A 19,547-nucleotide genomic window follows, 5' to 3' on the forward strand; every position below is an offset into this window, starting at 1 on the left:
TCGCTGTCATGAGCAGGATTGTGGTCTAAACATGGGTCAACTTAGGATGCAAATTTCCTGAGAAAGTGGGTCAGATTTCAATGCAATTCAACAATTTGGTTGCGGGGGCGGGATTTGTCCGTTATCTACCGTTCCGAATCAAGTAATCCCCTAGCGAGCATTATAGGAAATCGCCGATTTTCGGAGTTTATAAGCTAGCACCGATAATTACGCGAACAAAATCGGCGCAGGCTCTTTAAAAGTACATCTTCATACTGCAATAAGCACGCACTTTTGGTTGCAAAAAAACGACATTACAAACGAATACGTCAAAAATTAGTGCGACGGAATAGCTTGAGGGCGCTTGACTTCAAAAAAGTCAAGCGAAAAATGGATATACAACAGGAAATCTTTCGATCTCTTGTCTTGCATATCATGGCTGAGGTCTCGTATCCTGCAGCTATCTACTACAGCAATTAACTAGACCTAGTGCGTTTCTCATACTTGCACCTAGATGTAGTGGATCGAGAGGTCTCCGACGAACGGGGAGACCCGCTCGTCGGAGGCAAGGAAATCCTGCAACGCAAGACACCTTTTGGCTGGAAACCGAAGTGTGCGGCCGTACGGTCGCCGTGTCAACGCGAAAAAGCGGGATTTCAGGCTTCCAATTCTGCCGTTCATTTATATGGAATCCATTATGGACAACCTGAACCTTCGCGGCCAACCCGACCCCTCGCTAGTAAATCGTCACGAAAAATGGGAAGTTGACCATTTTTCAAACTATATGCTGATCAAACACGGATATGACAGCGCAAAAGTCCGCAGGATGCTGGCGTTAGCGCCGGGCAATCTGCGTAGCCGCGAGCACCTTGAGCAGTGGATCATTACCAACTGGCTGCTCTACATTTAAGTGGAATGAAAAAGGGCGCGAATGCGCCCTTTTTCTCTCGGCCCTGCTAACGTCGTCCATAACCCTTATGTGCAGGCAGCGCCAAAATTAGCTCCGCTGGATAGAGTTGCATGTAGCTCCGAGCAATCTCAGGATTTCCCACTTGGAGCCAGTCAGCCGCCTGCTCACCTGGAATGACAACTAGACTGCGCTTCTCATGCGTCGGCCGGTGAAATCGACTCATCAATGGATGACCGTCGGCCCTAACCGTGAGCTGGGTGAAAGATGTCTGCAACCTATCACCAGCGGTCGAGAAGCCAGTCATGGATTCAAGCACCTCGCCATCAGTCGCCCGGTAATTGACGCACATCGTCAATCTCCTGCTCTGCTAGCTGCCGCCCGCAGCTCATCGGACTCGTCAAGCTCTGTGTCAATTTCGGTCATCTCGCCTGCGCGGCGTCGCCACCCCAGTTCGTAGGCGTCGCGGACGATGTCTCGAAGGTCCGCGTAAGCATCAAGGGAGGAAGGGTCCCGCTCATCGGGGACGAACTGAGGCCACAACCCACTGCGTGTAAATTTTGATAGTGCCCTCGCCGCCAGAACCTCGGACAGGCCGTCGTAATTGAGATCCATTTTTCAGACCAAGTTAATTATTCTCACGTTATGACATATGTTAGGGGCCATTTTCAAGCTCATCCGGCAGGGCATCAAAACGGTGGCCCAGGCTCGACTTTGCCGAACGCCACCTGCCATGTTTGCCAATACGCAATAGGCGGACCATTGGTACCGCCTATGCGCTCAACTCCATAGATGACCATACCCCGCTCATCAAACCAGAGTATTTCCGGATTTAGGAGGCACAATAGCCTGCCTGGGAAGTAGCGCAGGTGTGCATCCAGTTCGTCGTTGAACCTCACAATTTCGGCAAGCGAGTGAAATTCGGCAAGCCGATCATGCACGCGCGAAATTTTCAGCTCGCCCACAACGGGTGCCACGCCGCGCCTTTCCGCCGGCGAGAGATTTACTCCAAGTTTCTTCAGGCAACGCACAGTCACCAGAACTCCCCTACGCGGCGGCCGGCAAAAGCCCGTTCCGTGCCCTGCCACTGTTGGCAGCAAATTTAAATCTTCTGCCTGGGGATGCGGCTCCATCTGATCTTGAGTGAAGCTCATGAGGATCTTTCCGATACTGTATTTATATACAGTATTTTAAGCGCGATACCGGGTGCTTTCCAAGCTCAACCGCAGCGACAGTGCGTTCCTGGATCCTACGCGTCCGACGGCCCCCCGCCTGTGAGGATTAAGGACTTTCCTGATACCGACAGCGCTTCCTGCCACATACACTCAAATCCTCACACGAGTGCCGACACCTGTCGTGACCGTGTGATTTTTGGAAGGTTAGGATATGAGTAATGAAGTTGCCTCAAACACCATTTTGGTGGTCGAGGACAGGGTGGATGTCCGACTGCTACTGGCCGACGTGTTCGCGGGAGAAGGATATCGAGTGCTGATCGCCGGCAATGGTCGAGAAGCGCTGAGAACATTAGAGCATCAAAGCGTGAACGTCATCCTCACGGATTTACGGATGCCCCTCATGGATGGGGTGAGGTTTGCACGGGCAGTAAGAGCGGATGAGCAACTGAGACACATACCCATCATTCTGTTGAGCGCCACACCGATGAACGAGACTTGGAGGTCACTCGGCATTTTCGATGCTTTTCTGTGGAAGCCAACACTACTAGAAGAGATCATTGCTGCAGTTCAACACGTGCAGCAAAATGGCGCAGCCGGTTCCAGTCTGGTCGGCGTCTCACGAAAAACATCGAGCGCAGAAATATAAAGAACTTAAGCCAACCGGAGTCGTGAATCACCCAACCGGCAGGAATCCGCCGAACAGAGCCCGACGTCAGCAAATCCGAGCAAAAAAAGCCCGCATTGCCATGAGAAGGGGAGGCAATGCGGGCTGAATTCCAGTGACTACTGGATGGGGAAAGCCGACGGGAATACCACCGTCGGCGCCGGCACTATAGCAAAGATCAGGTTTTTTTGCCCGGATGCAACAACGTCTCCCGGGCATCTATATGGAATGCTCGGGCTATGCGTCATGGCGGGGGCATGCCGTTTTCTCGGATAAACGCCTGCGCCGCGCGTGCAGCGGCGGCGGCCTCCTCCGCCTGCTCAATCAGCGATTTAACAGCTCTGTCCAACTCTGACGAAAGTATCCGGCCGGGGGCATTTGCTGCATTGCTGCCGCCGGTGCCACCGGCCTGGGCGGGTCCGGGAGTGAACCCATCGCACCAGGCTGCACCGAGGCGCAGCCGTTCAGAATTGCGCAGATCAGAGCGTACTTTAGCCATTTCATCATCGTGACCTTTCTGGATCTGGGCCGCCTTGAGCGCCTGCTCGGCACCGGTGGCCCGGTTTTGTTCGCGCCGAACTTCTAGCGCTGCTTCGGCGGCGGCCGCCTGTTGCTTCACCTGAGCATCCCACTTCGCCTGCACGCGCCCGGCCCCGTGGATCTCGCAGCCAAGGCACAGCGCCACCAGGGCCAAGATCCAGCAGCACCAGGACGGGACGATGCGCAGCATTCCAAGGGCGGCCATCATGACAGCACCTGCTTCGCGTTTTTGTACAGGACAAGCCGCGTGGCGTAGTCCACCGAATCGCCCACGGCGGCGCTCTTCCGGCCAATGTTGATGATGTCGCAGACCCCGTCGAAGTCGCCGGCATCGGCATATTCACTCAGGTCATTGGCGTGCCAGAAAAAGGCTGCGGCGCGGGCGGATCCATCTGGCTGCTCCAACAGCTCAGGGTGCACGGCGCAATCAATACCGAGAGCCATCATCAGGGCTATATAATTCGTCTTGCCGGTGGTCTGCAGCAGGCCACGGCCGCGATACAAGAACCCCTCTCCGCTCGCCTCATCCCCGTTGCCCATGCGGTTGCAGTACACTGCGTTCCCCATGTGCTCGGGATTGCGAGCCAGCTCGGCCGCGCGCGACACCAGTGAGCGCCAGCGCGAACCTGCCGGCGAGGCATTCCCAATCTGGCGAATGCGCTCTGCACTGTAATTAAGGTTCTCGACCAAGGCGGACAGCTGGCCAGACTCGGCACCGACGTTGGCCAGGAACATGCTCTGGCGCTGAACGCTGTCGATGCCGAACTCCCGCATGGCCGCGTTGAGGGGCTCTAAAAACAACGATGCCCGCGTGGAAGCGGGCATGATGCGTTGGAGCTGGGCAAGCGTGAGAATCATTTTGGTTCTCCTGTATCGGTTGCACGACGGTTGCGGTAGATCCACCCACCGGCCAGCAGACCGGCCACCCCGACGTTCGAGATCACCTCGGCCGGCTGCGGGCTGATATAGCCATACAGGGGCCCTGTGATCACTCCAAACGCCCCCAACGCCGAAATGACGTACCACGCACGCACCAGATGATTGCTGCGGTGGTTCATACGGTTCAGCGCGAAGACGCAATGGAGGAAGAGCGCGAGGCTGGCCAACAAGTTGACGACCAGCAGATAGTCGGTTGCGAGCAGGATCTTGATCATTTGGATGGCTCCTGGTTGATGTTGCCCCCTCCGAATTTCGTACGTATCCACCCCAGTGCCAACGGAATCACGGTCTGCGAACTCGCGCCGATCACAAAGCCACTACACAGTCTGGTGGCCTCCGAGTACTTCCCGGACCAGGCAAACACGTCGGACTGGATGGCCCAGGCGTGCAGCATCGGCCCGACGTAACCGCCCATGAGCGCGCTGGTGATCAGGATCATTACTGCACGTGGGCGGGAGACCGGCGGCAGGCTGGAGAGCATGGCCAGACCACCGGCCAGCCCTGCCAGCAGCATCTCGTACTGCAGTCCCAGGAATGACCCTGTAATGGTGATGGTGCCGACGGCAAAGGCCCCCGAGCCGGCACCGATCACTGCCCCTGTTGTTGGTTCTGGCATTTATGTCCCCGAAAAAAAGAAAACCCGCTCTAGGCGGGGCTTAGCATTTGCGTGAATTGGAGGATTCTATTAGGAAGTCCGAACCGGCTCGGGCAGATAGATCTGCGACCATTCCGGCAGCGAATCGAACCACGCGACATAGCGCGGGTCATTGACCGCGACCTCACCTTGATAGGGGACCGACTCCACTGGCTGCGGCCCGCCGATACCTCCATTGATGACAGTCTCCGTTTCATCGGAGAAGCTTACAAACACAGTTTCCATTTCATTCCTTTCAAATTTCGTAAGAAGAGATCGCCAGGGTGAAGGACGGGCTCCCAGAGGAAACCGACGTTGCATAGAACAATGTCTGGGCAGTCTGCAGATCCAGGAAGAATGGAATGTTGATCGGCTGGCCATTCGTCGTGATCACTCCGGCTGTCTTCATACCGCCGACCCCAGCTGCCGACGCAGCGACGGACATCGAGATATTGGCTGCAACAGAGTTCGTATACTCGCAATAGCCGCCAACGCGGCGAGCGTTAAGCGGCACCGCCGACGCAATAATCAACGAAATGAAGCTTGCGCTGAGAGTCCCGCTGGCAATCAGCGGGGCAACGGCGACGCGCGTCAAATTGCGGTCTACGACATTGCACAGCACGAACTGGCCAGAAGCGTTCGTCGGCACCACCGCCAACAGCGAAGATGCGATGAAGCCGGCCGGCATGTTCACCCCGCCATACACCTCGGAGGCCTTTGCACCGGTAGCATTTCTGCCCAGCAGCGCGCGAGTATTGGTCGCCGGATTGAAAATTGCGTAAATGGCCACGTAGCCATTCAGAGGGGCCGCGCCTGTATCCATCCCGCCGGCACCCACCGTCGCCAGGTTGATCGAAGCGTTAAGAGCGCCCAGGCAGAAACGCAGACCACTCAATGCCGACTCGACCACCACTTCATCTGCAGTAAAGTTCGCCGTCGTTCCTACTGCAATATTTGCATTCAGGTTTCTGGCAGAACCCACGACACCGCTAAACATGGCCTTCAGCGCCGTCATGAGCTGCGTATAGGCGCTCCCGTCCGGCACGCCACCAGACGACTCGACGACATTGGCCACCTCCTCCTGCAGATGGTCAAACCAGTCCGCCTCCAGATCGGTGGAGGCCAGACCGGTAACCGCATTACCATTTGTGAAGCCAGGCTTACCGGCCCCAAACTTGTCGACCACCTTCGTAGCCGTGGAAATTCTCTTCATGCTGCAGCTCCATATGAGATGTACAAAACGGTATGCGCGGGCCGGTAGCGCGCAAGAATGCAGGCCAGCGACGAATCGCCCCACCGACGAATCGGCACGTTGCAGGGACTGGTCGCAGTCATGTTGCGAACGGTGACGCTACTGGGAACGTTGATACGCCAGGCGTACCGCCACCCGCCCTGATTGAGCGCAGCATTGCACTTCGAATTTGCCCGGAACGGTCGAAATTCACTGATCGTGCAACCTGCATAGCCCAGCACGTCCAGCAGGTTGATGAAGAAGCTCACCGACTGACCGCCCTGCCAGGCCAACTTCTGATGTAGCCGTTGCCGTCTCTCGTCAGGGGTAGGCGCGAGATCCATGCATTCATCCGGCAGGCCTGCCACACGCTCCCAATCGGATAGCATCTCGGAGGTTGTCCGAGGATCTGCCTCCTCGATCAGCTGGTCGGCCCGCCCGTCAACCCTGGCTAATTCATCCGCCTTGGCCAAGAGCAGCTTGGCCAGGTCGGTATCAAGGTCACGCGGCCAGATTGCACCAGGTGGCAGCAGCTCCAAGAGCTGCGCCTGATACTGTTCAGCGGTTAGGGCCATGTGATCGCCCCCATGGTGCTGATGCTGCCGACCGGGTTGACAACATCGGCCGCCGGCGAAGCCATCACATAGTCCTCTTCGGCTGCAGCCGAGCTAATTGCGGCCCGCATGTGCGACAGCTTGATGGTGCCGCCGGGGATCGCCTTCCGACGCAGGAGGTCAGCCAGTTCGGCCCGGACCGCCTCCCGCGTTGCCGGCGTGTTCGGACTCAACTGAGTGAACTGGAAATTGATCGGTGCAGCTGTTGGCGGTACCACATACAGCTCCGCCGTGACCGGCTTCTTCGCCTCCAGATAGGCCTTCACTAACGCCACCGCTGCAGCGTCAGGGATCGGCACCGCATCGTTGTCCCGCATGAAGCGCACGGTCACCGTTCCCGCGCCCATCTCGTTCGGGTAGACCCATGCCCTGGTCACACCCGCGACCTCCAGCGCCCAGGCCTCATAGTCCGATTTCGTCCCGCCGTTCGGCGGCTCTTGGATGCGCTCCAGCAAGCGAACTCGCCAAGCATCGACAGTCTCCTGTTCGGTGCCATCCGTGATGCCGGCAGGTCCCACTGTCATGCTGCTATCCAGGCCATCGATGGGCGTTACCAGGTTGAGCGCCATACCGGCAGCCGCATTGCCGGCCGTCCCAGCTACCACGGCAACTAGCGGGAGCGCCCCGGCACCGATCGCCAGATTCGTCGAAGCGGAGGTCTTGTACTGCACACCGTCCTGGCGCTGAATCAGCGTCCCAGCATCCACCGTCAAGGCCGCGAAGGCATTCACCGAGGCGAAGCCGGCGGACGGGGTAGAACCTTTCCTCGGCACCTTCCAAATACTGGCGTAACGCGCCAGGTGATCTTCATCGCACCGGTCGATCATCAGCTGATCCGCGAGCCAGTCGAGGTGGCCATGCAGCCCATCGACCGCACCGGATTGCACCACGGCCAGCACATTGAGCGTGGCCACCGAGAGCCGCGCCTCGGCGCCGGTGAGCCGACCATTGATATCGGCGAGCGCTCGGGCCACCAGCTCCTTCAGAGTTGGCCTCTCAAATGCCATTACATCCTCCCTTGATTGATATTCGACCAGGCGAAGTCGAAGCGGTATCTGGCGGGCGCCGTCTTCGGCCGCGTGACCGTGACGCCGAGTCCAAGCCAGCCCTGCCGAACGATCTGCACATCGACCTGGACAGAATCAACGACACCATCCTGGACGAGCCAGAGCAGTGCCTCCTGCCCGTATTCCCTCGCCTTCGCCACCACCTCGGCCAGCTGCTTTTCCCGCGCCAGCAGCCATAGGCGGGAGCCAATGCGCCGACCCTCACCAGCACCGCCGAGGGCATCGCCCCACCAGCCGCGCTTCGAGGAGCTGGCGTCAGGCAAAGGGTCGTCGTCCTCCGCACGCCGGTCGCTGAAGAGCGAGATCAGGATTGCCGTCTTGATGTCGTGATCCGTGGCCAGGTCGCCGTTCAGTACAGCAATGTCGCCGCGGTGATTGGCGGCGTCCCAAAAGATCTCGATGTCCATTACATTTGGCCTTGATCCTTCCCGACCCGACCACCTTCCGGATTACTGTGGTCATGGGCGTTATAGATGGCACGCATCGCAGCCATTTTCTTGTTGCCGTGGTCGCTGATATCGCCGTCTGCAGAGATGTTGCCTGCCACCTGGAGGTCTCCGGACATCTTGACCAGCGGCGTGGTCATATCCACCTCGGGCGTGTTCTGGATGGTGATGGGCTTGCCACCGCCATCAATCACGATCCCGTTGCGAGTGAGATGGACCTTCTGGCCCTGATCGTCATAGATCGCCATCTCCCCGTCCTGCAGGCCGCGCAGACGGAACCGACGATCATCCACCGCGACGATCACCGAGTGGTCGCGATTTCCCCCGATGAAGGTGGATAGAAACTCGGCGCCGGCCTTCGGCACCGAGGTGAAGCCATACTGCTGCACGCGCTCCATCTGGTCGTAATCCTCGCCATCCATCAGCTTGCCGCGAATCACCTGAATCGCGCCGGCATCGTTGACCTTGCTGACAATGCCTCGGCCCAGCATGAGATTGATCTTTCCCCTCATGTCAGCGGTTGCCTCTCTAATTGCTGCAAAGATGTCCATCATTTCTCCAACACGTTGAACCGGTTTTTCGCCACACCACCGGCAGGATCCGGGATCTCCGGCAACTGGTCGAAGGCGTTGCGCGAGAGCAGCTGCAGCACCGTTGTCGAGCCGCCCTCATCGAGCTTGAAGTTCGCCGAGGAGATCAGCCACCAATCATCCAGACGCATCCACGGGCACTGGATCCGAACCATCTTGTTGATCTCCCATAGCTCGCCTGTGACCTCCTCACGCCAGCCCTGCACTGTCACCGTGACCTTCCTGGCCTTCGCTTCCCGATTGGACGCCTCCCACTCGGCCCGCTTCTGGCACCGCGCTGCATCGGCCTGCGTCTCGGCCACCACGATCAGCGGCCGATAGCGACCAATCTGGCTGTTTCCAGTCTTGCTGGACGGCGCCCGCTTCACGGCACCCTTGGGCGCAGCGTGCACCACGTCGAAGCGATCAGCGCCTGGCGCCCCTACCTGGCCCTGCACTGTGATCTCACTGAAGAGCGCCGCGTGGCTGTTCTCGAACGAGGCCTGCAGGATGTTCTTGCCGTGCTGCAGGACGGTTTCGCATTCGCCGCCCAGCCCGGCGCGCGTGATGACCAGGCCGCCTTCGCGGTCAGATACGAACAGCACGCCCTCGGTCCGAGCCAGCTTATCCAGTGTCCGGAAGACCGTCTCTCCGGCCTGGCAAGCTTGGCGCGGCACCTTGCCGCTCACCCTGGTCTTCTTGGGCGGCGTGCCATTCTTGCCGGCCTTCTTCTGCTTGGTACTCAGGCGCTTACCGCTCACCGTCTCGTCGAAGATCGTGATACCGAAGGGCTTGCAGAGCGCCTCGGCGATCTGCTCCAGCGTCTGCCCAGCGAAGGCCGTTGTCGGCGCAGAGCAATCCACCAGGTCGCCGGCCTTGTCCCTGCCGGTCACCTTGATTTCATGGCTGCCCTGGTCATACGTCACCGACACGACATCGACGTAACCCGTGATCACCACGTCGTCTCCGATCAGGATCTCGCAGAGCTCGCCGGGAGCGATCACCCAGTCCACAGGATGCTCGGGCCAGCGCTCAGTAAGCGCCAGCTCGAAGTTGCCGGCCAGTTGCTCGATGCTGGTCCGCACGTTGATGCCCTTCCAGCCGCCATAGATCTGGCCGCCGACCCGCAAGGTCAGCAAATTGGAATCCACCATCGTCACTCCGATACAAATTGAAGGGGACGCCCGGCCGGCACGAAGCCCGGATGCGCGACGGAGTTGCGGCTGACCAGGTCATCCGCTCTTCCCTGCGCATACCAGCCATACCCGTAGAAGTCATGCGCCAGCACCACGGCCGGACGGACCTGCTGCTGCGTCACCGACACCAGGCTCGGCAGCGCGACCGTGTTGCTGGCCAGGTGCTGCAGTGCCACTGTGCGTAGCTGCACCACCGCCTGGCTGGTGGACTGGCTGACCTTGTCCGAGAAGAGGATGGCGTCTGCCCGCTGGACAATCTCCGAGCGCAGCGCCTGCGCCTCCACCGTCGTGGCTGGCTGCGTTGTCGCCAGCTCGTAGATGCGGTTGGACGTCGCACCACCGCGCACCAGCTCACTGAAGGCCATCTGATTGTCCACCACCGCGATCCGAGATGCCGTTGTCGCGTTGACTGCAGAGGCGGATGACGCCAGCCCTTCGGAGAAGTTGAAGAAGGAGAGCCAGCGCTGCGCGCCGCCAATGAGCCCTAGCACCCCCTTCGCCAACGACAGCGGTGCATCTAGACTGCTGCGCAAGTTCTCCGGCAACAGAGAGGTGAGCACCGATGTGGGATCCGCCCGGATCCAGTCCAATGCACCGAGATCGACATCCGGCAGCGCCATGAGGCCGTCGACCTGACCCTGGGCATCGTCGACAGCGAAATCCGGCAGCCCGTCCACCGAAAAGTTATCGGCGAAGTCCTTCTCGAAGGACGCATTGCACACGCCGACCTGCTCGGAGAGCTTGGCCTCGGTATCAACCGAAGTCTTCGGCTCTTCCTGCTTACCGGCCTCCAGGAATGTGATCGAGAACTTCGCCATCCCGCCTTCGCGCGACGACTCCGTAATCTGCACCTCACCGAACACGGTCACCGAGACCGTGCCGTAGTACGGATGCACCAGCTGGCCTGGGCCAGCCTTCTCGATCGCAGCAATCAGGGCATCGCGCGGGACCATGTAGTCGTTGTCGCCCGCCGGGTCGCCCAGCACGAAGGCATCGACCTTATACTCACGTGCCCGCCGCCCCATGTCTTCCGCATAGGGAATGTCGCGCTGGGGATATTCGTGCCGCGCAATGCGGCGGCCGGCGCTCAGGCTGGATCCGTCGACGTTGAACTTCGCGCCTCGGAAACTCGCCTGGCGCAAGTTATCTCGCCATGCCATGTGATTTCTCCCTTACATCATCATGGCCAGGCCGGCCGTGACATCGATATCCATCGCGTTGCCGGCACGCTTGAGCTCGGTCACCTTCGCCGGCGCGCCTTCCAGCTGGATCTTGAGCGTGCCGCCCACCTCCGTCTTGCCGGCGCTGGCGGCTTGGGCGGCCGTGATGTTGCTGGCCCGGTCGGTGGCAAAGGTGAACTTGAAGTCCTTCATGGCGTCCGGCATCAATCGGTCAGGCAAGATCGTCTTCAGAATCCCCAGGATGCCGTTGGCCAGCGCTTGCCATCCCTCCAGCCACACTTGGATGATTCCGCTGAAGAAGTTGACATCGAAGACGCTCTTGATCCGGTCCCATGCGCCGCTGACGTAGGAAACGATGTTGTCCCAGTTCTTGTAGATGATCACGCCGAAGGCAACCACACCCGCGATCATCAGGCCGATTGGGTTGGCGAGCATCACGCCCCACAGCGCCTGCAACCCGCTCAACGCCGCCGGCAACATCGTCCAAGCAAAGACGCTCAGCTTCACCGCAGCCACTCCGAGCGCCCAGCCCAACTGCCCGAACGCCAGGAGGACAGGCGACATCAGCCCACTCAGCAGCATCAGCGTGGATACTGTCGGCCCGAAGGCGCTATTCATAGCCTTGAAGACAGACCCGACCTTCTGCGCGACTTGCCAGAGACCCTGGAAGAGCTGCACGCCGATATCGATGATCGCCGGCAGCTTTTCCAGGAAGGCGTCGAATTTGCTCTCAATCAGGCCACGGTTGGCCACCGTCCATTTCTGGATGTTCTCAAACATGGGCTGGATCTTCTCGGCCAGCTTCAGACCGAGGAAATTCTTGATGCCCTCGAAAGTACCCTGCAGGCGCTTCCACATCTTGTCGAAGGAATCGGCTTGCTGCAGCTGGTCGTCGGTGAAGATCCGGCCGTCTGCAGTCATCTGCTCATACTTCTCGCGGATCCCGTCAGCACCACGGTTCATGGTGCCCATCATGATCTCGCCGGACTTACCCATCAGCTCCAGCAGGACCGCCTGCTTGGCAATGTCCTTGTTAGAGCCCTTGAAGGCATCGGCCATGCGCTCGATCACCTCTTCGGGCTTCATTCCCTTCAGCTGCGCCATCGAGATCCCGACACCAGCAAAGGCTTGCTGCTGTTCCTTCCCGCCGGCCAGCGCCAGGCCCATCGCCTTCTTCAGCTTACCCATCGCGGAGGCAGCGTCTTCCATCGTGCCGCCGTCTTCCTTCACCAGCTCGCCGAACACCTGCAGGCGCTGGGCGTTGATCTGATATTTCTCGGCCAGGTCGCCGACGCTGTCAGCGGCTTCGGCCGCTGCGACCCCGAAGTGAAGGATTTCCCCCACGGTGCCGGCATACACTCCGCCAATCCCTACCGTCGCCACACCCAGGCCGACGAGGGACTTTGAAAGCGCACCGACCGCCGATTTCACCTTGCCCAGGCCGGTAGCGTCGTACAGCTTGCCAAAGGCCGAATGCAGATCACCAGCTGGCTTGATCATGCCCTCCAGCTTGGCGCCGATCTCATTGAGGGTGGTCGAGGCCTTGTCGATGGCCGAGATCACCAGCTCCGTTTTTGTCTGTTGTGTTCCCATTCGATTCTCTCGGGCAAAAGAAAAGCCCCGCCGGGTTTCCCAGGCGGGGCTTGTCAGTGTTGCGTTACGTCAGGAGAAGAGGATACCGAAGAGGCCAATCACAAAGCGCAGACCGATCCAGGCGATACTGGCTACCAAGATCAGCCCTAGCACTGCAGGAATCAGCCCGATAGCACCGGCACCGAATGCCAGCAGGCCGACCATACCTGTCATGCGACCGGGCACTTCCTTCTTAGATTGGGCGGGTTTTTCCATCGGCCCATTCTAACAGAATGCCCTGACCGTCAAGACGAACCCTGCAGCCGCTGTTGCGCCTTGATGACCTCACTGGCCTCATTGGCCCAGAAGTCCAACTCCCAGCTATCCATCTCCCACATCTCACTCGGCGGAAAGTGGTAAAAGTGCGCGATCAGGCCGATGGCGTCACGCCAGTGCCACGTACCAAAAAAGGCGCCACCTTCCCCACCAGCTCGATCACATCGACCGCGTCCAGCTCGTCCAGCGTATCGGCCGGCAAGCCGTTCATCTCCGCGATGAACTTCAGCGCGCCACCGAACTTCCCGTCCGAGGTCTTCGGATCAACGCCCTTCATCTCTTTCGCCTTCAGGCGGCGCAGTTTCAGGAAGGTGATATCGGAACCGTCCGCCGCCTTGATCGGGAACGCCAGTTCGTAGCGATCTTCCAGTACGGCCAGGATACCGGCGACCGGGATCGGCGCGGTCCCATCGCCCACCGGCGCCGATGCCGGCGTGCCCATGGAAGGCCGCAGTGTGGGCGATGGTGCAGACGTCTGCACAGGGCCGGCGGTCGGTCCGTTCGGTTGGCTCTCGTAGAATTGATCGTAGCTCATGCTTGCTCCACCGGTGCGCCGATGAATTTGAGCGATGCCTTACCATCGCCCGCCTGGGGACTGATCGGCGATTCCAGACCAGCACCGCGCTGGATGAACTGCTGCCCGGAATCGCATTCGAAGACGATCGAGCCATTGGTCATGGCGTTCAGGCCCACGATATCCGTATCAGCGTTCACCGCGATATCGCACTCGATTTCGGAATGCACCGGCGTCTCCGTCCAGCCGAGGAAGCCGTGGTCGCCCACGACCGGTTTGCGGCTGACGCCGCCCGGATTGAGCTTCGCCGTGCCAGGCAGGCTGGCGATGCTCGCTCCGTTGACGCGAATGAAAGCGCGCCCAAAAAATTGAGATGGCATATAAGCCTCCTGTTAAAGACGGAACTGGACCTGTGCTGCGAACACCCGGAACTGGTTGACCAGGTCAGGCGGCAGACGCACGTCCACTCTGTTGCGATCGTTCTTGTTGCGGAGCACCAGCAGATCCGCCTTGAACTGTTCAATGTTCTCCATCAGGCCGGCGTCAACCCAGTCCAGACCCAGGGCGATCAACTCTGCCTTGATGTCCTTCGGCGCGGCAACCGCCTGACCCGGTGCCACCGGCGTGGTGTCGTCCACCAGCTTGTGACGCGGGAAGCGTTGGGCGATACGCGCGCGCACCTGATACCGCATCAGCGACAGGGTGTACATGGTCTCGATGTCGCGATAGCTCGGATCCACCGTACCGGATGCATTGGTCTTGTAGTTCGTCACCGCACGCTCGATCACCACGTTGCCGCCGTTGTCCACCACCGTCGTCGCACCGCCATAGGACAAGATGTTGTTGCGTTCGGAGCGCAGCCACCGCTTCGCGGCCGGTGCCGGCAGACGTGTGGGCAGGACCAGCGTCTGCAGCGGACGGGCCGGGTCAATCGCCAAGTAGTACGCCGAGACGGCACCGGCCAGCACCGCCTTCTCCCACACCGGACCAGGCTCACCACCGGTTTCGCAGGTCCACAGCGTAATGTGCGGATTGTTGCGCGCCGCCAAGAGCGTGTTGAGCGATCCCACGGTGCCACGCACAGCCGAATGGCAATGCCCATCGTTCTGGTACAGCGGCCCCCAGCGGTTGTTCGCCTCGGTTTCCATCAGCCCCAGGTTCGCCGCATCATTGAACGGCATGATGATGGTGTTGTATTGCACCGCGCCGATGTTGGCCAGAGCGGTTGCAATACTCGGATCAGCCGTACCACCGTTCATCTGAACGATGGCCACGCCCAGGCCTGCCGGCGTCGCCTCGGACATCGGGTAGTAGTTCAACTGCATCATCAGATCGTTCGTCAGCGCGCCCTTGTGGCGAGCGGTGACGGTCACCACGCCGCCAGCGCTGGCAGCGGTCACGACAAGATCCGGCTTGGCGTTGATGGCTGCAGCCAGGGCAGCGGCGATGACAGCAACGGTATCGGTCGTGGCCACCGCGACCTGCACGACATCTTCACCGATATACAGATTCAGCGTCCCGGCCTGCGTCGCGGCACCGGTGATCGTGATGGTGCCGGTGGCCGCCGTGCCCGCGCCGTTGTCCGGGACCGGGACGATCCAGGTCTCGATCGTGTCGGTCACGTCGAAAAGCGAGGCGATCATCGCAGCGCCAATCGAACCACGACCGAAGGCAGCGATCCCCGCTGTCTTGCCGCTCACTTGCAGGGGGACGTTGGCGGCGCCAGTGCCGGTCGCCAGCGACTGGCCGATCAGCAGGATACGCTGCGGCATGTTCACCGGCGCGTTGATCGCCTTGCTGTTGTCGAATTCGACGTATTGACCTGGCGTGAGCAGATCAACCGGGATCTGATTGAAGGAAATGGAACCGTCGCTCATTGCTCACCTCCATCAGCTGCAACACCACCAGCTTCACCTGCTGCCTGCGGCTCGGTGCTGACATCGCCATCGGCGAGTCGGCGGATCCAGAAAGCATCGTTCTCATTGACCTCCGTCTCGTCCGCGATCTCGCGGTGCGTCACGGGGTCGCGAACGGTCCTCCCTGGTACGGGATAGATCTTCATTGCGTTGCTCCTATTGTGGGAAATTGATTGTTGCGGAGGCGTCAACCTGACCGTCCGGCCCGACCGGCAATGGTGGATCATTGCGCGGCGAGGCCATGTCGATCTGGACAGTCACATTCTGGAGGTCGTCACCTTCGATACTCGGCTGCCAGATGTAGACGCATTCATAGGTCATCGTGAGGAGCGCCGCTTCCAGATCGGCCGCGCTCTCGTAGTCCGGCTGACTGCCCTTGTACCGGAGCGACTGGCAGATGCCGCCGAGGTAAGGATCCGTGATCAATCGCTGCTCGACCACATCGGCCAGGTCGTCCAACTCATCGACTACAGCCTTACCGTTCAAGGCATACAGCTGCACGTAGACCTGCACCGTGCGCTGCTCCTGGTACTGGTCCGACAGATCTTCGGTGACCTCGGCACCGGTGATGATGTTGGCGAAGGGCAGATCCTCCGATCTGGCAGCACGGGTACGAGCCAAGAAGAGCTTCTCCAGCAGCGGATGCCCTGCCAGCTTCTCCTGCACAGCCAGCCGGATTTTCTTGCGGGTATGCATGTCAGGCCTCCGAGATCAGCACTTTCATCAGCTCACCGTCGTCGACCCGCCGGGGGATCTGTCGCACGCGGTAGCGCACGCTACCGACCTGGATGAAATCATCCTCATCCAAGCCTACCAGCTTGCCGGCGGGGTACGTCAGTTCCGCGACGTTGGCGACGATGAGGTGCTCGGCCAGCGCAAAGACATCCGGCGCATCAACAAGGCCCATGGTGGTCTGCTCCGCCCCGCCGCTGGGTACCCAAACCACGGGCTTACCCATATCGGCGAAGAAGACGTCCAGGTCTTCGACAAACACGGCTGCTTACTGCGCTTCGGCAGGCTTGACGGACGGGGCGGTGACCACACCCAGGCCGGCCAGTTGCTCGATGGTGGCCTTGTCCTTCTTCTCGTCCAGTTCGATGGTGGCACCGGCCGGGTAGATGGTGCCGTTATGCTCCAGCTGCCAGTTCACTTGCAGTTTCATGTTGACTCCTGTTCAGGGATAAAAAATTGGCCCGCCAAGGCGAGCCACAGTGTGGATCCAGGTGCGCCGCTTACGCGACGACGTTCTGGAAGAAGAAGGACAGGTCGGGAGCACTCACCACCTCGGTGACGCGCTCGCCAGCACGGGTCTTGTAGCCGCCTTCCAGGCCACCGAAATCCTTGCTGTAGATCGTGTCCGAGATGCGCTCCCCGAACTGCGGAGTGAAGCCCCAGGTGGTGGAGCGGCTCGCCTCGGTCGGCGTCTCGCGGTAGGTCAGCGCGCAGTGCTTGCCCCAAGCACGCTGGTAGCTTGCGGTCTGGCCCTTCTTCGCGGTGTTGACGAAGGCCTCGCCCACCTGGATTTCTTCCAGCTCCAGCGCATCGGCCAACTGCTGGCGCGAGACGCCACCGGACATGCCCCCCTTGCCGTTGACGTAGTCAATGGTCTTCGGGTGCAGGATCAGCTTGGTCCAGGCCGCGCGGCCGATGGTCATCACGTTCGGACGCATCACCGGACCATCCAGGGCGGTCAGCAGTGCGGTAATCGGATCCGAGTTGGCATAGTCCGACCATTGCGAGGTGCCCGACAGAGTCAGCTTGTTGACGTGGTTGGCGGGCGCGAACACGGTATTTGCCACGCGGACCTCGCGATCCAGCAGGATCAGCTTCATGACGAACTCGGCGGCGTTGGCGATGGGATCCACGCCATCGGGGGCATTCTTGATGTCCACCACCGGGACGACTTCATCCAGGCCGTATTCGAACACGCTGGCCGGGATCAGGTCACCGATCGACTCCACCTGGTTCGGAGCGCTCTTGCGGCCCACGCGGGTCTCGGGGACGGTGAACTGGTCCGCCATGTTCTGGCGCATGTACTTGAAGTCCTGGGCACCTACCGGCACGCGCGGCATGACCGAGTCGGCGATCAGCTTGGTGTTGCTGTAGGCAATGACGATGGCGCGAATGAGCGCCGGATTGATGGGAAACGGTGCTGCTGCACTCATGCTTTGCTCCTAGATTGGAATGGGAATGAAAGTTGAGATGAACCCTGGCCTATCAGCCCTGGATCATCTCAGCGCCGACGTACACGCTGCCGATGTCGCCCAGGACGCCCGAAACCTCGGCATAGCCGATGATGCGGACGTTGTTACCGGCGGCTGGCGCGGCGGCAATGGCGCGGCCGACCGCATCCGAGGTCAACGGCTGGCCACGGGTAACAGCGCCGCCGTATTCGATCTCGGCCGGGCCGCTGCGCACGATGTCAACGCGGTCGCCCACAGCGTAGGTAAAGCCTTCAGTCACGCCGATGATCAGATCGGTGGCGGCCGCTGCCTGCTTCACGGAGCCATCGGTGGCGCCGAAGCAAACGATGCGGAACTTGGCCAGTGCGGTTTCGGCTGTGTAGTTGAGAATGGCATTCGGGACGCGCATGTCTTTTCCTTTTCGATTGGGTTGATGGAGAGACCGCCAGCCGCTTAGGCAGAAGTCAGCTCGTTGCTGGCGCGGGCTGCGGCCTGGGCGTAGGAGATACGGCGGCCGGCGGCGTGCTCCGCTGTCACGATCTCCTGCGCGCGCGCTGCGATCGCGACGTCGGTCGGCTTCTTGGCCGAAGTCGCCTGCGGATCGTCGGTCGGTTTCACAGGAGCAGGTGCATCGCTTTTCAGATTGGTCGCCATCGCGGCCAGCTTCGTCTTCTCAGCGCCCAGCACCTGGGCGGCGGCCTGGTCAGGAGTGGTCTTGCCGTCAGCCTTCAGGGTCGTGATCAGGGCTTCATGGCCCGGCATCGAGTGCGCCTCGATGCCGAGGATGCGCTGGCGCTCGCTGGTGGCACCCTCGGCCATGAAATCGGTACGCAGCTGCGCATACAAGGGGGCGTGATCGCGCTCGAGCGCTTCACGGGTCAGAACGGTTGCAACGGGATCGGGCATTTCATTTTCCTCATGGATAGGGGCGTGGCTCGTCGCAGCACCGGCGCTGGCCACAGTTGGAGAAGTACCGCCGCCCAGCGCACCACCGGCACCGGCTGCAGTATTGGATTTCGCCGCGATTTGAGCGACGCGACGCGCTGAAAACTGGTTTGGATCGGCCGCCATCTGCTGCACGATGGCGTCCACTGTGGCCATGCCATCGACCAGGCCGGCGTCAACCGCCTGCTGCCCGATGAACACGCGGCCATCGGCCATGTGCTGCACCACATCCTCGGCGGTGGCTCCCCGATGGTCGGCAACCGCATCCACAAAGACCGAGTAGATGTGATCCACCTGGTCCTGCAGGTATTGCTTGCCTTCGGCCGTCAGCGGGGCCACGCTGGAAGCGATCCGCTTATAACGGCCGGCCGTGATCTCTGTGGCCTGGCCAGCATTCGCACGCGGGCTGTAGTCATGGGTCATCACCACGCCGATGCTGCCGACGTTGACGGTCGGCCCGCTGATGTAGACGGCGTTGGCCGCAGAGCCGAACCAATACGCAGCGCTGGCCAGCGTGCCCTCGGAGACGGTGACGATCGGTTTCTCAGCCGACAGCTCGCGGATGGTGGCCGCCAATTCGGGCGTGCCCAGCACGCTGCCGCCAGGGGAGTCCACCGCCAACACCAGGCCGCTCACACGCGGGTCAGCGATGGCCGACTCGACCTGTTTGATGAGCAGCTGGGCCGAGGCGCCGCCGCTCACGCGGGTGAAGAGATTGGCCTTGGGCGCGATCACGCCGTCCACCGACAGGACCGCGACTCCGTTATCCCGGAGCTCGTAGTCCTGCTGCTCGCTCGACAGCGGCCGATTCAGGCGCGCTTCGATGGCCTCGATGTCGATCTTCTCGCCGCGCAGATGCGTGGCATAGATGCCCTGGATCTCGCTCAGCTTTTCCGGCTGAATCGCCCAGGGACTGGTGAGGATTTCGATCAGTTTCAT

The 19,547-nt window shown here is 60.5% G+C and carries 27 protein-coding genes; 2 read left to right on the forward strand and 25 right to left on the reverse strand.

The features are described from left to right. Positions 1 to 676: 676 nt before the first annotated feature. Entirely contained in the window at positions 677 to 889 is a 213-nt protein-coding gene (locus J2X56_RS07885) for a hypothetical protein (protein WP_310159386.1), read from the forward strand. 686 nt (positions 890 to 1,575) lie between these two features. Here the strand turns inward: J2X56_RS07885 and J2X56_RS07890 are convergent. Beyond that, a complete protein-coding gene (locus J2X56_RS07890) occupies positions 1,576 to 2,040 on the reverse strand; it encodes a hypothetical protein (RefSeq protein WP_310159388.1) in 465 nt (154 codons plus the stop codon). A gap of 232 nt (positions 2,041 to 2,272) precedes the next feature. Between J2X56_RS07890 and J2X56_RS07895 the strand changes: the two genes are divergently transcribed. Continuing rightward, entirely contained in the window at positions 2,273 to 2,707 is a 435-nt protein-coding gene (locus J2X56_RS07895; protein ID WP_310159390.1) for a response regulator, read from the forward strand. A 262-nt stretch (positions 2,708 to 2,969) separates the two neighbouring features. On the opposite strand, the gene J2X56_RS07900 is transcribed toward J2X56_RS07895, so the two are convergent. The 24 genes from J2X56_RS07900 to J2X56_RS08015 form a co-directional block, all read right to left on the reverse strand. Beyond that, positions 2,970 to 3,473: a hypothetical protein gene (locus tag J2X56_RS07900; protein WP_310159391.1), complete on the reverse strand. Its 504-nt coding sequence runs from the start codon at positions 3,471 to 3,473 to the stop codon at positions 2,970 to 2,972. After that, positions 3,470 to 4,123, reverse strand: a complete 654-nt coding sequence (locus tag J2X56_RS07905) for a glycoside hydrolase family 19 protein (RefSeq protein WP_310159394.1) — start codon at positions 4,121 to 4,123, stop codon at positions 3,470 to 3,472. Before J2X56_RS07905 ends, J2X56_RS07900 begins: the two co-directional genes overlap by 4 nt. Then, positions 4,120 to 4,419 (reverse strand): hypothetical protein, encoded by a 300-nt coding sequence (locus tag J2X56_RS07910; RefSeq protein ID WP_310159396.1) that lies wholly within the window; start codon positions 4,417 to 4,419, stop codon positions 4,120 to 4,122. The genes J2X56_RS07905 and J2X56_RS07910 overlap by 4 nt, the downstream gene beginning before the upstream one ends. After that, entirely contained in the window at positions 4,416 to 4,820 is a 405-nt protein-coding gene (locus J2X56_RS07915) for a restriction endonuclease (RefSeq protein ID WP_310159398.1), read from the reverse strand. The genes J2X56_RS07910 and J2X56_RS07915 overlap by 4 nt, the downstream gene beginning before the upstream one ends. 69 nt (positions 4,821 to 4,889) lie before the next feature. Next, positions 4,890 to 5,084, reverse strand: coding sequence for a hypothetical protein (locus tag J2X56_RS07920; protein WP_310159400.1), 195 nt, complete (start codon positions 5,082 to 5,084; stop codon positions 4,890 to 4,892). 10 nt (positions 5,085 to 5,094) lie between these two features. Continuing rightward, on the reverse strand, positions 5,095 to 6,051 hold the full coding sequence (locus tag J2X56_RS07925; protein WP_310159402.1) for a phage tail protein: 957 nt from the start codon (positions 6,049 to 6,051) through the stop codon (positions 5,095 to 5,097). Next, a complete protein-coding gene (locus tag J2X56_RS07930; RefSeq protein ID WP_209534393.1) occupies positions 6,048 to 6,644 on the reverse strand; it encodes a YmfQ family protein in 597 nt (198 codons plus the stop codon). The genes J2X56_RS07925 and J2X56_RS07930 overlap by 4 nt, the downstream gene beginning before the upstream one ends. Further along, positions 6,635 to 7,690 (reverse strand): baseplate J/gp47 family protein, encoded by a 1,056-nt coding sequence (locus tag J2X56_RS07935; protein WP_310159403.1) that lies wholly within the window; start codon positions 7,688 to 7,690, stop codon positions 6,635 to 6,637. Before J2X56_RS07935 ends, J2X56_RS07930 begins: the two co-directional genes overlap by 10 nt. Then, on the reverse strand, positions 7,690 to 8,157 hold the full coding sequence (locus J2X56_RS07940) for a phage GP46 family protein (protein ID WP_310159404.1): 468 nt from the start codon (positions 8,155 to 8,157) through the stop codon (positions 7,690 to 7,692). Before J2X56_RS07940 ends, J2X56_RS07935 begins: the two co-directional genes overlap by 1 nt. Beyond that, positions 8,157 to 8,747 carry a phage baseplate assembly protein V gene (locus J2X56_RS07945; protein ID WP_310159406.1) on the reverse strand — a complete coding sequence of 197 codons (591 nt, stop codon included), beginning with the start codon at positions 8,745 to 8,747 and terminating at the stop codon, positions 8,157 to 8,159. The genes J2X56_RS07940 and J2X56_RS07945 overlap by 1 nt, the downstream gene beginning before the upstream one ends. Next, positions 8,747 to 9,919, reverse strand: a complete 1,173-nt coding sequence (locus J2X56_RS07950; protein WP_310159408.1) for a phage baseplate assembly protein — start codon at positions 9,917 to 9,919, stop codon at positions 8,747 to 8,749. The genes J2X56_RS07945 and J2X56_RS07950 overlap by 1 nt, the downstream gene beginning before the upstream one ends. Before the next feature lie 2 nt (positions 9,920 to 9,921). After that, positions 9,922 to 11,121: a DNA circularization N-terminal domain-containing protein gene (locus J2X56_RS07955; RefSeq protein WP_310159409.1), complete on the reverse strand. Its 1,200-nt coding sequence runs from the start codon at positions 11,119 to 11,121 to the stop codon at positions 9,922 to 9,924. Positions 11,122 to 11,133: 12 nt separating this feature from the next. Then, positions 11,134 to 12,735 carry a hypothetical protein gene (locus J2X56_RS07960; RefSeq protein ID WP_310159411.1) on the reverse strand — a complete coding sequence of 534 codons (1,602 nt, stop codon included), beginning with the start codon at positions 12,733 to 12,735 and terminating at the stop codon, positions 11,134 to 11,136. 69 nt (positions 12,736 to 12,804) lie between these two features. Continuing rightward, positions 12,805 to 12,990: a hypothetical protein gene (locus tag J2X56_RS07965; RefSeq protein WP_310159413.1), complete on the reverse strand. Its 186-nt coding sequence runs from the start codon at positions 12,988 to 12,990 to the stop codon at positions 12,805 to 12,807. A gap of 154 nt (positions 12,991 to 13,144) precedes the next feature. Further along, positions 13,145 to 13,585, reverse strand: a complete 441-nt coding sequence (locus tag J2X56_RS07970; RefSeq protein WP_310159415.1) for a phage tail assembly protein — start codon at positions 13,583 to 13,585, stop codon at positions 13,145 to 13,147. After that, complete coding sequence (locus tag J2X56_RS07975; RefSeq protein WP_209534402.1) at positions 13,582 to 13,944, reverse strand: phage tail tube protein; 363 nt, start codon at positions 13,942 to 13,944, stop codon at positions 13,582 to 13,584. The genes J2X56_RS07970 and J2X56_RS07975 overlap by 4 nt, the downstream gene beginning before the upstream one ends. 12 nt (positions 13,945 to 13,956) lie before the next feature. Then, positions 13,957 to 15,441 carry a phage tail sheath C-terminal domain-containing protein gene (locus tag J2X56_RS07980; protein ID WP_310159422.1) on the reverse strand — a complete coding sequence of 495 codons (1,485 nt, stop codon included), beginning with the start codon at positions 15,439 to 15,441 and terminating at the stop codon, positions 13,957 to 13,959. Then, the gene (locus tag J2X56_RS07985; protein ID WP_310159424.1) at positions 15,438 to 15,626 is read right to left on the reverse strand and encodes a DUF2635 domain-containing protein; all 189 of its coding nucleotides are present in this window, start codon (positions 15,624 to 15,626) and stop codon (positions 15,438 to 15,440) included. Before J2X56_RS07985 ends, J2X56_RS07980 begins: the two co-directional genes overlap by 4 nt. Before the next feature lie 10 nt (positions 15,627 to 15,636). Beyond that, the gene (locus tag J2X56_RS07990; protein ID WP_310159427.1) at positions 15,637 to 16,176 is read right to left on the reverse strand and encodes a hypothetical protein; all 540 of its coding nucleotides are present in this window, start codon (positions 16,174 to 16,176) and stop codon (positions 15,637 to 15,639) included. Position 16,177: 1 nt separating this feature from the next. Continuing rightward, on the reverse strand, positions 16,178 to 16,474 hold the full coding sequence (locus J2X56_RS07995) for a hypothetical protein (RefSeq protein WP_310159430.1): 297 nt from the start codon (positions 16,472 to 16,474) through the stop codon (positions 16,178 to 16,180). 6 nt (positions 16,475 to 16,480) lie between these two features. Then, positions 16,481 to 16,642 carry a hypothetical protein gene (locus J2X56_RS08000; protein WP_310159432.1) on the reverse strand — a complete coding sequence of 54 codons (162 nt, stop codon included), beginning with the start codon at positions 16,640 to 16,642 and terminating at the stop codon, positions 16,481 to 16,483. A 70-nt stretch (positions 16,643 to 16,712) separates the two neighbouring features. After that, positions 16,713 to 17,645 carry a phage capsid protein gene (locus J2X56_RS08005; RefSeq protein ID WP_209534408.1) on the reverse strand — a complete coding sequence of 311 codons (933 nt, stop codon included), beginning with the start codon at positions 17,643 to 17,645 and terminating at the stop codon, positions 16,713 to 16,715. A gap of 52 nt (positions 17,646 to 17,697) precedes the next feature. Beyond that, complete coding sequence (locus tag J2X56_RS08010; protein ID WP_310159436.1) at positions 17,698 to 18,072, reverse strand: capsid cement protein; 375 nt, start codon at positions 18,070 to 18,072, stop codon at positions 17,698 to 17,700. A gap of 44 nt (positions 18,073 to 18,116) precedes the next feature. Continuing rightward, positions 18,117 to 19,547: a S49 family peptidase gene (locus J2X56_RS08015; RefSeq protein ID WP_310159438.1), complete on the reverse strand. Its 1,431-nt coding sequence runs from the start codon at positions 19,545 to 19,547 to the stop codon at positions 18,117 to 18,119.

Origin of the sequence: Herbaspirillum sp. 1173 (assembly GCF_031455335.1) — a bacterium.
Classification (GTDB): domain Bacteria; phylum Pseudomonadota; class Gammaproteobacteria; order Burkholderiales; family Burkholderiaceae_D; genus Herbaspirillum; species Herbaspirillum huttiense.